We start from the raw sequence: 12,419 nt of genomic DNA on the forward strand, positions 1-12,419 counted from the left end.
ACAGACCTACGACATGCCACTTTCCGGAATCCGCATCCTGGACCTGACCCGCATCATCTCGGGGCCGTATTGCACCTCCATCCTGGCCGACATGGGGGCCGAAGTCATCAAAATAGAGACCCCGGGGGAAGGCGATCCCGTGCGCCGCCAGGGCGTGATCAGGAACGGGCTGAGCTGGTACTTCGCGAACTACAACCGCAACAAGAAGTCGGTTGCGCTGGACCTCTACAGCGAGGAAGGCAAGGACATCCTGCGCCGGCTGATACCGAGCTGCGACGTCGTGATCGAGAATTACCGCCCCGGCATCATGGAGAGAATGGGTTTCGGCGACGAAACCCTGAAAGCGCTGCGCCCGGACATCATCCATTGCAGCATCAACGGATTCGGCACGTCCGGCCCATATCGCGACAGGCCCGCCTTCGATTTCATCGCCCAGGCGATGAGCGGGTTCATGAGCCTGAACGGCGGCGAGAACGATCCGCCCATGCGCGCGGGCCCGCCCATCAGCGACCTGGTCGCGGGCATGAACGGCGCGCTGGGCGTGCTGGCGGCGCTGCTGCGCCGCGAACGCACGGGCCGCGGGGATTCGATCAGCGTCAGCCTGATGTCCAGCATGATCGGACTGCTCAGCTTCCAGGCAGCCAACTACTTCGCCAGCGGCGAGCTTCCCCCGCGCACCGGCAACGACCACGGGATCGTCGCGCCCTACGGGCTGTTCGAGACGGCGGACGGCCAGGTCGCGATCGCGCCTTCCAACGACGCCATGTACGAGAAATTCCTGGAGGCGCTGGAACTGCAATCCCTGCGCGCGCATCCCGACTTCCAGGCCAATGCGGACCGCATGCTCAACCGCGAATCGATCAAGGCCGCCATCGAGGTCCGCACCCGCCAGGAAAGCAGCCGCTACTGGATAGAGCGCCTCAACCAGTACGGCGTGCCCTGCGGGCAGGTGCTGAACCTGCGCGAAGTGTTCGACGATCCGCAGGTGGCCGACCAGCAAATGGCGATCGACGTCCCCCACCCGGACGGCCAGCTGGTGCGCATGCTCGGGTTCCCGATCAAGTTCGCCGAATCGCCCTGCCGGGCCCGCACGCCGGCGCCGTCCCTGGGCGGCGACACCGAGGCGGTGCTCCGCGAACTGGGCCTGCCCGACCCCCGGATACAGGAGTTGCTCGCGAAGAACGCTCCCTAGACAGACCCGGCGCGGCCCATGGACGGCAGCGCAAGCCCGGAATCAGCCCGCAGTCAACAACGTCCGGCGACCAGACCGGACGCGCCCCACAAAGAAATGGAGACGACAACCATGATGCTACGTGCCTTGATGTTCTCGGCCTGCGCGCTTGCCGCGTGCGCTCCCGCCGCGGCCGCGGATCCCTATCCCAACCAGCCCATACGCGTCATCGTGCCGTTCACGCCCGGCGGCGGCACCGATTTCCTGTCTCGCACCGTGGCCGCCAAACTGTCGGATTCGGTCAAGTGGAACGTCGTCGCGGAGAACCGTCCGGGCGCCGGCGGCACCATAGGCATCGGCACGGCCGCGCGCGCCAAGCCCGACGGCTACGAGATCGTCATGGGCCAGGTCGACAACCTGGCGGTGGCTCCGTCGCTCTACGGCAAGCTGTCCTACGACCCCATCAAGGACTTCGAGCCCATCGGCATCGTCGGCGAGGCCCCCCTGGTCGTGGTCGCGGGCAAGAATGGGCCCTATCAGTCCTTGAAGGATCTGATCGACGCCGCCAAGAAGGCGCCCGGCACGATCAACTATGGCTCGCCGGGAGCCGGCACCATCACCCACCTGGCCGCCGAACTGCTGCAACTGCAGGCCGGCGTCAAGCTCGTCCATGTGCCCTACAAAGGCTCGGGGCCGGCCATGGCCGACCTGCTGGGCGGCCAGGTGCCCGTGATCTTCACCTCCATTCCTTCCGCCGCTCCGCAGATCAAGGCGGGCAGCGCCGTGCCGCTGGCTGTGACGTCGCTCAAGCGCAGCCCCGCCATGCCCGACGTGCCCACCGTCGCGGAACTGGGATACCCCGACTTCGACGTGCGAGTCTGGTACGGCCTGCTCGCGCCCGCGAAGACGCCCCAGCCCATCATCCAGACCCTGAACAAGGAATTGAACAATATCCTGGCGCTGAAGGACGTGCAGGACGCCCTGGCCGCGCAGGGCGCCACCGCCATGCCGACCACGCCCGCGCAGTTTTCTCAGACCATCGCAGCCGACCACAAGAAATGGCGCTCGGTCATCCAGGCGGCCAATGTGAAGCTTGAATAGGCCCCACGGATTATCAAGCCCCGAATCGCGGCGAAAAACGCCGTAGATCAGACGCATGCATCGCCTCATGCGTATGCACGAGCCTCCCTGGGAGGCCGCCCGCAAGCCCGCTCAACATGCGGGATTGCGGCATTGACAGCGCCAAACCCAGTTGTGACGATGACCCCGGTGCCACAGGTTTCAACGTGGCGCGAGTACGGGAGGTTCATCATGTCAATATCGTGTAGACGATTGGAGGATGTGATCGCGGTCTCCGCAGCGGGAGTCCAGTACCGAATCGAGAGACATCTCGTTCAGCAACCCACAACGGATCCGAAGGTTGACGCATGCACTGTCTTGACCTGCCGCCTTTCCACGGGCGGCGCCGTGATCAGGGAGGGTAACGGCGTGTACCGGCTCGAATCAGGGGAGATAGTCCGGGCAATCGACCGGCGCAGGAAGAAGAACGGCTACGAAGCGTGAAAACAAAGCCCGCTGACGAAAGCAGCGGGCTTTTTGATGGGCGCGCGAGGCGCCTAGCGGCCCATGCTGCGGCGCAACCGCTCGACCTCGGCCAGGTTCAGGCGCTTCGCTTCCTCTTCGGCGTAGTCCCGCTCTCCCGACTCATAAGCTCCTTCGTAGAGGCATTTGCTGCGGCTCGCTTTGCACTCGGCGGTGACCCGCGAGGCGCTGGCCGCCTGGCGCTCCGGTTTGCCGGAGCTGGTCGACGAGCACGCGGAAACCAGCGCGGCCAGACACAGTACGGCGCCATAGCGGCCCAAGGATTGAATCGACATATGCCCTACCCCTACAAAAAAGCTGCAGCCGTCTTTATAGCAAGCCTGCGGGGCCGTTCAAAACCGCCTGGGGCGTATTCCGGAAACTGATCGCCATCCGGTTGTAGGCGTTCATCAGGCTGATCGCGATGGTGAGGTCGACCAGTTCCTTCTCGGCAAACACCTTCCTGGCGGCTTCATAGGCGGCATCCGGCACCCCGCTGCGATCCACCAGCGTTACCGTTTCGGCCCAGGCCAGGGCGGCGCGCTCTGCCTCGCTGAAAAGCGCGCCGCCTTCCGGCCAGGCCTGGACCAGGGCGAGCTTCTCGATGGGCACGCCCAGCTTCACGAGATCGCGCGTGTGCATGTCCAGGCAATAGGCGCAGTTGTTGATCTGCGAGATGCGCAGATAGACCAGCGCCACCAGATCGGCGGGCAGCCCGCTCTGCATGACGTAGCCATAGACGCCGCCCAGGGCCTTGGCGCCGTTCGGGGCAACCTGGTTGTAGTCGATACGCTTGCTCATGGTCTTCATCCTTCAGGGTTGTTTGATCGGGGTGGTCAGGACGTTGTCGCCGGTGTCGACCACAAAGACGGCGAGTAACCTCGCCGGCTCGGTCTTGCTCGCGTTGCGGCTGACCGAATGGACGGCGTTGGGCGGTTCGAACCAGCTTTCGCCGGCGCGGTAGGTGCGCGTCTCGCCATCGTTCACCTTCGACTCGATCGCGCCCGACAGCACATAGGCGTAAATGAATGCGGACTTGGCGTGGGAATGCGGCACCGACGCGGCGCCGGGCGCATAGTCGACTTCCACGGTGACCAGGGATTTGCCGGGGATATTGGTGATGGGCCGGTCGAAAACCTTGCTGACGGTTTCCGCCGCTTCGCCGTGGGCCAGAACGGGGGACGCGGTCACAACCGCGAGGCAGGCCCATGCAGCCGTGGCCAGGGATTTGATCTTCATCGGGACTTGCTCCTTGCATAGGGAAGTCCTTCCAATTTATTCCCTGGCAAGGCCAATAAAAAGCACCAAAAATATAAAATAATCGTGTACCACGAACGAAACCGCCACCCATGGAACTCAGCATCGATCGTTCGGCCAGGATCCCGCTAGCCGAGCAAATCCGACAGAGAATCGCCGCCGCGATCGAAAGCGGCGCCCTCGAGCCTGGCGCGCGCCTGCCCTCCTGGCAGGACCTGGCCGCCCAGCTCGGCGTTGCCCGCGGAACCGTCCGGACCGCCTACGAGCGGCTCGACGCCGCGCAGCTGATCGTGGCGTCCCGCGCCGCCGGAACGCTCGTGGCCCAGCGTCCCCGGGCCAGGGCAAGGGCAAGGGAAGCACAGCGGGCGGACCCCGGGTCCTTCCTGGAGACCTACCAGGAAATGACCCAAGGCCCCGCCTTCTTCCAAATGGGCGTGCCGGCGGCCGAAACCCTTCCGAAGACGCTGCTGGCGCGCATCCGCGCCCATGCCATCCGCGCGGAAATCGGCGCCGCGCCCATCTATCCGGATCCCCGCGGCGAACCGGGCCTCCGGCAAGAGATTGCGGGCTACCTCGCCGTCGCCCGCGGCATCGACTGTTCGCCATCGCAAATCATCATCACGGGCGGGTATGGCGCCGGACTGGGCCTGGCGCTTCGCGCCCTGGGCCTAGAAGGGCAAAAAGCCTGGATCGAAGATCCGGGCTTTCCCTTTGCGCGCAAGGGCCTGGAGCTCGCGCGGATGTCCGTGGCGCCCATCCCCGTCGACGCCGGCGGCATCGACATCGACCACGGGCTGCGCCACGCCCCCGACGCCAAGCTGGCGGTCGTGACACCCGGCCAGCAGGCGCCGCTGGGGCCGACCCTGACCCTGGAACGCCGCCTGAAGCTGCTGGACTGGGCGGCGGCAAGCGGAGCCTGGATCGTCGAGGACGACTACCTCAGTGAACTGCAACTCACCGGACGCGCCGCTCCGGCGCTGGCCTCCCTCGACCGCGCCGGACGCGTCATCCACATCGGCTCTTTCAGCAAGACGATCACGCCCGCGCTGCGCCTGGGATTCATCGTCGTGCCGGCCGGCCTCATGGCCACATTCGCCGAGGCCGCGGCCTGTCTTGCGCCGCCCCCTGGGCCCGCCGTGCAGCTTGCAATCGCCAGGTTCATGCAGGAAGGCCACTACCTCCGGCATCTCCGGCGCACGAAGCGCGCCTACGCCGCCAAGAGGGACGACCTGCTGACGCAGCTGCGCCGGCATTTCGACGCCGACCACCTGATCGCGACGGGCCTGGCCGTCCTGCTGCGATTGCCCGATGGCGCGCCCGACCTCGCCATGGCGCGCGAGGCCTTGGCATTCGGCATGTTCCCCGCCCCGCTCTCGGCCTGGTACGCCTCGGCCCGGGGACGCCGGTCGGGGCTCCTGCTGGGCGTCGCCACGTCGCCCGCCCGGGAACTCGCGAGATCCTGCGACCGCCTGGCCGATATCGTCAAAAGGTTTGTTTGAAGCGTGAGCCGAGCGCGCCCCTAGTACCGGTATTCCAGCACCTCGTCGCCCGCGTCATTCAGCGCGCCGGTCGAACGCCAGCCCAGATGGCGATAAAAGCCATACGAGCGCACGGCCGGATCGGTTGCGCAGCCCAGGAACAAGCGGGTGTGGCCAAGCGCCTTCAAAAAGCTGGCTGCCATGTCCAGGACCGTCTTGCCCACGCCCTGCCCCTCGTACTCAGGCAGCAGCGCCAGCACGACGATTTCACCGGTATCCCGGTGGCCGAAGCAATATCCGGCAAGCTTGGCGCCGTCCAGCGCGACAAAGCCGGGATACAGGCCCTCGGCGATTCCCGCCGCCCATGTTTCGGCGGTAATCCCCGCCGCGGCCAGTTCGGCTTCGGACACCGCATTCTCGCGAGTCATGCCGCGCAGCGTGACGCAGGCGGCGGCGTCCTGCGGCATTGCGGGACGATAGGTGATGCGCATGGTTCCTCGATTCGACAGTCTTCGCAGACCGCACTCTATCACCGGCGAACGGGAAACGCCTGGCGGCGAGGGCGGCCCGCTGGCCCGGGCGCTGCGTCCTCAGGGGCGCAGCGCGATGCTGCCGGCAATCACCTTGAGCTCGGCGCTTTCCTTGTCCATGCTGGCGACGAATGCCGGCGCGTCCTCGTAGGTATCCGTGGTGAAGAACTGCTTCTCCATCACTTCCCGCAGCTCCGGATCGCGCATGGACTTCTCTGCGGCCTCCCGCAGCACCTGGACCACGGATTCCGGCGTGTCCTTGGGAACGGCCAGCCCGCGCCAGGTTCCCAGCACCAGATCCATGTTCCGCTCACGCAGGGTAGGCGTGTTCTCCAACCCCTTTATCCGCTGTTCCGACATGACGCCCAGCGCCTTGAGCTTGCCCGAATTCACGTACGGGATCACTTCCGGCGCGCTCGCGATCACGGCGTCGATGTGCCCGCCCAGCAGACCCAGCAGCGCCGGCGCCCCGCCCTGGTAGGGGATGTAGTTGAACGTGGCCTTGCCCTTCTCCGCCAGCGCCGCCGAGGCCATGTGCCACATGGAGCCCTGGCCGGCGTTGCCGATCTGGATGTTGGCGTCGGGCTTGCGCGCCTGCGCGAGAAAGTCCTCGATGCTGGCATACGGCGAGTCGCTGCGCACCACGACCACGGCGGGGTCCGCGTTCAGCTTGGCGACCGGGCGCAGCGCGCTCTGGTCGAACTTGGCCAGGCCGAGATAATGCAGGAAGGTCAGTTCCACTGTCGTCAGCGCCACCTTGTAGCCGTCCGGCTTGGCGCGGATGACCTCCTGCCAGCCGATGACGCCCGCCGCGCCGGGCTTGTTGACGATGACGATCCCCTGAGGCATCACCTTGGCCGCGGCCTTGGAAAAGGCCCGGGCCATCACGTCGGCGCCGCCTCCGGCCTGGTAGGGCACGATCAGCTGGATCGGATGCTGCGGATACCCGGCCGTCTGCGAGAAGGCCGGCGCGGCGGCCAGGGCCAGCATGCCGAGGCCCGCCAGCAGATGCTTGCGGCGAGCCGGGGACGGCGCTTTCGAAAGGAATTGATTCATGTATGTCTCCAGTTTTCTTATGTTCAAGATTGGCATTCAGGTGGGAAGCAGGATGGATGCGTCCACGTCCCGGATGTCCGTTTTGCCGCAGAACGCCATCGTCAGATCGAGTTCCTTGCGGATGATTTCCAGCGTCCGGGCCACGCCCTGCTCCCCCATGGCGCCCAGGCCGTAGAGCATGGCGCGGCCGATATAGACCCCCTTGGCGCCCAGGGCGATGGCCTTGAGCACGTCCTGGCCCGAACGCACGCCCCCGTCCATATGGACCTCGATATGCCGGCCCACCGCCTCGGCGATCGCCGGCAATGCGCGGATGGAGGACGGCGCGCCGTCCAGCTGCCGCCCGCCGTGATTGGAAACGATCAGGGCGTCCGCGCCGCTGGCCGCGGCCAGCCGCGCGTCTTCCACGTCCTGGATGCCCTTCAGGATCAGCTTGCCCTTCCACAGCCGGCGGATCCAGGCGATGTCGTCCCAGCTCAACGCGGGGTCGTACTGCTGCGAACTCCATTCGGCCAGCGACGTCATGCTATCGACGCCGTCGACGTGGCCGATGATGTTGCCGAAGGTATGCCGCCGGGTACCCAGCATGCCCAGGCACCAGCGCGGCTTGCCGGCCATGTTCAGCAGGTTGAGCAGGCTGAGCTTGGGCGGCGCCGACAGACCGTTCTTCAGGTCCTTGTGGCGCTGGCCGCTGATCTGCAGGTCGAGCGTCACCACCAGCGCGGAGCACTGCGCGGCGCTGGCCCGTTCGATCAGCCGCTGCACGAACTTGCGGTCGCGCATCACATACAGCTGAAACCAGAAGGGATGTCCGCCCGTGCCCTCCGCCACGTCCTCGATGGAGCAGATGCTGACCGTGGACAGGGTGAACGGCACGCCGAACGCCTTGGCCGCCCGGGCGGCCAGGATTTCGCCATCGGCGTGCTGCATGCCCGTGAGGCCCGTGGGCGCGATGGCCACCGGCATCGCCACCTCCTGCCCCGCCATGGTCGAACGCAGGGAGCGCCGCGACAGATCGCGCGCCACCCGCTGGCGCAGCAGGATCCGCTGGAAGTCCGCGGTATTGGCCCTGTAGGTGCTCTCCGTCCACGAGCCCACGTCCACATAGTCGTAGAACATCCGCGGCACGCGCTTTTGCGCCAGCACGCGCAGATCCTCGACGCAGGTGATGGTCTGCCTCATGCGCCCTCTCCCTCGTCGCCGCGGGACAGCCCCATTTCGTAGAGGCGGATGATGGAAGCCGAGTCGGCCAGCGCCGCGCCCGCCGCGACGTAGCGCGCAAACAGGCCGGCTGCCGCCTCCACCATCGGCAGGTCGCAACCCGCCTCCCGGGCGTATGCCTGCACGGCGTCCATGTCCTTGGACAGCTGGCGCGCATAGCCGATGGGGGGATCGAAGCGGCGCTCATGGATGCGGGGGTAGACCTTCTGCAGCAGCACGCTGTCCGCGAACCCGCCCTTCAGGCAGACGGGCAGCCGCGCGGCGTCGATGCCCGAAGCCTCCGCGAGCAGCGCGGCCTCGCTCATCAGCACAAAGCCCGCGCCGACGATGGCCTGGTTGATGATCTTCGCCGTCTGGCCGGCGCCGACGGGCCCCATGCGTGTCACCTGGCCGCCCAGCGCCTCCAGCAGCGGGCGAGCCCGCTCGAAGTCCGCCGGGCTCGCGCCCGCCATGATGGTGAGCTGACCGTCGCGCGCGGCTTGCGGCCCGCCGGAGACCGGCGCGTCGATCCACCGCATGCCCGCGTGTTCAAGCGCATGCCTCGCCAGGTCCCGCGTGGTGTCGGGCTTGATGGTCGAGAAGTCGACGATCAGCTTTCCCGTTCCCGCGTCGGCCTGCGCGATGCCCTGCGGGCCCCGGGTGCAGACGTCGACGGCCGCGTCGTCGAGCACGCACATCAGCACCACGTCGCTCCGGCGGGCAACCTGCGCCGGCGATGCCAGGGGAACGGCCCCCGCTGCCGCCACGGAGGCCAGCCGCTCGGGCTCGCGGTTCCAGACGAAGACCGGGTAGCCGAGGTCGCGCAGGCGCAGCGTCATCGCTTCGCCCATCAGGCCGATCCCGATAAAACCAATGCTGGGCAGACTCATATCAGATCAGCTTTCTCGCGGCGAGATTGCGCATCAGCGCGCCGATGCCGAAGGTCCAGGGCGGCAGGCGATCGCTGAGCCCGACCGGATTGAACAATCCGCCCAAGCGGGCGCTGTAGATGCATACTTGGTCGTCCGCATGGTGGGTAAAACCCGCCCCCGGCGCGCCGCGGTCCTCGGTCGGCGCAAACATGGTTCCGCAAAACAGGAAAATGCCGTCGGGATACTGGTGATGGCGGCCCATGGCATGCCTGACCAGGCTTTCGGGCGAACGGCTGATGCACTGCATGGAACTGCTGCCTTGCAGGACGAAACCGTCGGCGCCGGAAACCGTCATCTGCACCTCGGCGGCGGCGATGTCCTCCAGCGTGAAGTGCGTATCCAGCAGGCGCACGAACGGCCCGATGGCGCAGGAGGCATTGTTGTCCTTGGCCTTGCCGAGAAGCAGCGCGCTGCGCCCCTCAAAGTCCCGCAGGTTCACATCGTTGCCCAGCGCGGCGCCCACGATCTCGCCGCGCGCGTTCACCGCCAGCACGATCTCCGGTTCCGGATTGTTCCAATGCGATGCCGGATGCAGGCCCACCGCCGTGCAGTGCCCCACCGAAGACAGCGGGGCGGCCTTGGTGAACACTTCGGCGTCCGGCCCGATGCCGACCTCGAGGTACTGCGACCACAGGCCCTGGGCGGACAGCACCTCCTTGAGCTTGCGCGCCTCGTCGGAGCCCGGCTCGATGGCCGAAAGGTCTTCTCCCACGATGGCGGTCATCGAAGCCCGGATGGCATGCGCCTTCTCGGGCTCGCCCCTGGCCTGCTCTTCGATCACGCGCTCCAGCATGCTGGCCGCGAAAGTGACGCCCGCCGCCTTGACGACCTGCAGATCGCAAGGCGCCAGCAAATGGGGATGCTGCGGATCGCCGCCATGGCGCAGGCTGCTTGCCAGCCAGTCCGCCACCGGCCCCAGGTCCTCGCCAGCGGCACTTGCGGCAAGCTGCAGGCGGTCGTCGCGCTCCAGCAGCGCGGACAGGGTGGGCGCGTGCGCGCTCAGGTCGACCAGGCGGCCGTCCCGCACGGCCACGACGCACGGGCCCTCCAGGCGGCCATCCGCGCCCGCCGGGCGCCATACCCGGCCCACCAGGGCAGCCGCCGCCAGGTCTTGGGGCAGGCTGCGTTCGATGACAAACTTTTCCGTATTCATCTCTAGACAGTTACCTTTGCATCGCGAATCACTTGGGCCCACTTGGTTTTCTCGCTGGCGATGAACGACGCGAACTGGGCCGGCGAGCCGCCTCCGTCCTCCGCGCCGAGCGAAACCAGCTTCTCGGCCACCGCCGGCACCGACAGCGCCTCGTTGATATCCTGGCTCATCGCCTGGACCAAGGCCTCGGACATGCCGCCCGGCCCCACGATTCCATACCAGACTCGCGCATCGAAACCCGGATATCCGCTTTCGGCCAGCGTCGGAACCGAAGGCTGCGCCTTGGCGCGCCTGAGGCTGGTCTGGGCGATGGGAACCACCGCTCCGCTCTGGACGTGAGGCGAAGCGGACGCCATGGTTTCAAAGCTGTAGTCGATCTGGCCGCCCATCAGGTCCGAGATCATAGGCGCCGAGCCTCGATACGGGATGTGCAAGGCCTTCACGCCCGCGCGCAGCTGGAACATCTCCAGCGCCAGGTGCTGTATCGATCCGGCGCCCGACGAGCCGAAGCTCACCGTCCCGGGCTGCTCCTTGCATCGCTGCACGATGGCCTCGAGCGTCTGCGCCGGCAGCGCCTTGCGGCAGACGAGCAGGCAGGGTGTGGTGCCCACCAGGGTGATGGGCGTGAAATCGCGCTCGACGACGTAGCCGATATTGGGATACAGATTGGGCGCCACCACGTGGTTGCTGAAATTGGTCATCAGCAGCGTCGTCCCGTCCGCCGGCTGCTTCGCCACATACTCGGCCGCGATCACGCCCGCGGCCCCGGTCTTGTTTTCGACGACGACGGAACGCCCCCAGCGGCTGGCCAGTTGCTGGGCCAGGACCCGGGTCACGACGTCCGTTCCTCCCCCCGGCGGAAACCCCACCACGATACGGATGGGGGATCTGGGCAGCAGCGCTCCCGCGCTGCCGGCAAGGGTCAGGCCGTGCACGGCGGTCAGGCCGGCCGCGACCAGAAATTGGCGTCGTAGCATGTCTCGTCTCCTTGGTTTCCAGCTCTGCGCCTGCTTCTTTGATGAGGTCCGGATGGCCTCTTCAGGCTTTCGTCGAAAAAAGTATAGGAGCCGCGATTTGGCGGAACAACGTGGAATATTTCAGGCGATCGCCAAGTTTTTCTCATGCATCGCACGCTGAGTTTTTCTTGGGCTGACGCCCAGTTTTTCTCGGTTGAGGACGCCTGCCGGCCTACCTACACTTTTCGCATGCGATGGCAACGTCGCCCCACTCGACAAAGGCACTTGATCCATGGAAGACGCAATCCTCCTCTCCCGCGACGAACGGCAGATCGTCACCCTCACGCTGAACAATCCGCTCAAGATGAACGCCATGAACCTGGAAATGTGGCAGCGCCTGGGCGATCTGATGCAGGAGCTGGATGCCGACGATTCGGTGCGCTGCATTGTCGTTCAGGGCGCCGGCGACCGCGCCTTCTCGGCGGGCGCGGACATCGAGGAATTTCCACGCACCCGCCTGAACAAGGCGCAGGCCATGGCCTACGGCCAGGTGACGCACCGGGCCATGCAGGCCGTCTCGGCCAGCCGCCACCCCACGCTTGCGGTCATCCAGGGAGCCTGCGTGGGCGGCGGGCTGGAGCTGGCCTCGGTCTGCGACATGCGCATCTGCGGGGAATCCAGCCGCTTCGGCGCGCCGATCAACCGGCTGGGCCTGGTGATGTCCTACGGCGAGCTGGGCGGCCTCGTGGCATTGGCCGGCCGCGCCGTGGCCCTGGAGATCGTGCTGGAAGGCCGCGTATTCGACGCGGCCGAAGCCCTGCGCAAAGGTCTCGTCAACCGGGTGGTGCCCGACGCGTCGGTGCTGGAGGAAGGCGCGGCGGCCGCCCGGCGCATCGCCGCCGGCGCGCCGCTGGTCGCGCGCTGGCACAAGGAATTCGTCCGGCGGCTGGCTCGCCCCGAACCGCTGAGCGCCTCGGAACAGGAAGTGGCGTACGACTGCTTCGAGACCGAGGATTTCCAGATCGGCTACCGCGCCTTCCTGGCCAAGCAGCGTCCCGCCTTTGTCGGCCGCTGACCCCTTTCCTCATCATTCCCACGCTTCCGA

The 12,419-nt window shown here is 66.7% G+C and carries 13 protein-coding genes; 4 read left to right on the forward strand and 9 right to left on the reverse strand.

Features of this window, described 5'->3' with window-relative positions; genetic code table 11:
• Positions 1–13: 13 nt before the first annotated feature.
• Positions 14–1,192 carry a CaiB/BaiF CoA transferase family protein gene (locus tag ACN6PJ_RS10845; protein ID WP_427995865.1) on the forward strand — a complete coding sequence of 393 codons (1,179 nt, stop codon included), beginning with the start codon at positions 14–16 and terminating at the stop codon, positions 1,190–1,192.
• 114 nt (positions 1,193–1,306) lie between these two features.
• A complete protein-coding gene (locus ACN6PJ_RS10850; RefSeq protein WP_427996053.1) occupies positions 1,307–2,272 on the forward strand; it encodes a Bug family tripartite tricarboxylate transporter substrate binding protein in 966 nt (321 codons plus the stop codon).
• A gap of 515 nt (positions 2,273–2,787) precedes the next feature.
• Here the strand turns inward: ACN6PJ_RS10850 and ACN6PJ_RS10855 are convergent.
• The 3 genes from ACN6PJ_RS10855 to ACN6PJ_RS10865 are packed head-to-tail and all read right to left on the reverse strand — an operon-like array spanning position 2,788 to position 3,991.
• Entirely contained in the window at positions 2,788–3,048 is a 261-nt protein-coding gene (locus ACN6PJ_RS10855; RefSeq protein ID WP_427995866.1) for a hypothetical protein, read from the reverse strand.
• Between the two features lie 34 nt (positions 3,049–3,082).
• Positions 3,083–3,553 carry a carboxymuconolactone decarboxylase family protein gene (locus ACN6PJ_RS10860; protein WP_427995867.1) on the reverse strand — a complete coding sequence of 157 codons (471 nt, stop codon included), beginning with the start codon at positions 3,551–3,553 and terminating at the stop codon, positions 3,083–3,085.
• A 12-nt stretch (positions 3,554–3,565) separates the two neighbouring features.
• Positions 3,566–3,991, reverse strand: coding sequence for a cupin domain-containing protein (locus ACN6PJ_RS10865; RefSeq protein ID WP_427995868.1), 426 nt, complete (start codon positions 3,989–3,991; stop codon positions 3,566–3,568).
• Positions 3,992–4,101: 110 nt separating this feature from the next.
• On the opposite strand from ACN6PJ_RS10865, the gene ACN6PJ_RS10870 reads away from it, so the two are divergent.
• On the forward strand, positions 4,102–5,508 hold the full coding sequence (locus ACN6PJ_RS10870; RefSeq protein ID WP_427995869.1) for a PLP-dependent aminotransferase family protein: 1,407 nt from the start codon (positions 4,102–4,104) through the stop codon (positions 5,506–5,508).
• 20 nt (positions 5,509–5,528) lie between these two features.
• On the opposite strand, the gene ACN6PJ_RS10875 is transcribed toward ACN6PJ_RS10870, so the two are convergent.
• The 6 genes from ACN6PJ_RS10875 to ACN6PJ_RS10900 all read right to left on the reverse strand — a co-directional run bounded on the left by ACN6PJ_RS10875 (position 5,529) and on the right by ACN6PJ_RS10900 (position 11,335).
• Complete coding sequence (locus ACN6PJ_RS10875) at positions 5,529–5,978, reverse strand: N-acetyltransferase family protein (RefSeq protein WP_427995870.1); 450 nt, start codon at positions 5,976–5,978, stop codon at positions 5,529–5,531.
• A gap of 99 nt (positions 5,979–6,077) precedes the next feature.
• On the reverse strand, positions 6,078–7,073 hold the full coding sequence (locus ACN6PJ_RS10880) for a tripartite tricarboxylate transporter substrate binding protein (RefSeq protein ID WP_427995871.1): 996 nt from the start codon (positions 7,071–7,073) through the stop codon (positions 6,078–6,080).
• 36 nt (positions 7,074–7,109) lie between these two features.
• Positions 7,110–8,255 (reverse strand): alpha-hydroxy acid oxidase, encoded by a 1,146-nt coding sequence (locus tag ACN6PJ_RS10885; RefSeq protein ID WP_427995872.1) that lies wholly within the window; start codon positions 8,253–8,255, stop codon positions 7,110–7,112.
• Complete coding sequence (locus tag ACN6PJ_RS10890; protein WP_427995873.1) at positions 8,252–9,163, reverse strand: NAD(P)-dependent oxidoreductase; 912 nt, start codon at positions 9,161–9,163, stop codon at positions 8,252–8,254. Before ACN6PJ_RS10890 ends, ACN6PJ_RS10885 begins: the two co-directional genes overlap by 4 nt.
• A gap of 1 nt (position 9,164) precedes the next feature.
• On the reverse strand, positions 9,165–10,358 hold the full coding sequence (locus tag ACN6PJ_RS10895) for a fumarylacetoacetate hydrolase family protein (RefSeq protein ID WP_427995874.1): 1,194 nt from the start codon (positions 10,356–10,358) through the stop codon (positions 9,165–9,167).
• Between the two features lie 2 nt (positions 10,359–10,360).
• Positions 10,361–11,335, reverse strand: a complete 975-nt coding sequence (locus ACN6PJ_RS10900) for a Bug family tripartite tricarboxylate transporter substrate binding protein (protein WP_427995875.1) — start codon at positions 11,333–11,335, stop codon at positions 10,361–10,363.
• A 271-nt stretch (positions 11,336–11,606) separates the two neighbouring features.
• On the opposite strand from ACN6PJ_RS10900, the gene ACN6PJ_RS10905 reads away from it, so the two are divergent.
• Entirely contained in the window at positions 11,607–12,389 is a 783-nt protein-coding gene (locus tag ACN6PJ_RS10905; RefSeq protein ID WP_427995876.1) for an enoyl-CoA hydratase-related protein, read from the forward strand.
• Positions 12,390–12,419 lie beyond the last annotated feature (30 nt).

It is taken from the genome of Achromobacter sp. (assembly GCF_050285585.1).
In the GTDB taxonomy this organism is placed as follows: domain Bacteria; phylum Pseudomonadota; class Gammaproteobacteria; order Burkholderiales; family Burkholderiaceae_B; genus Achromobacter.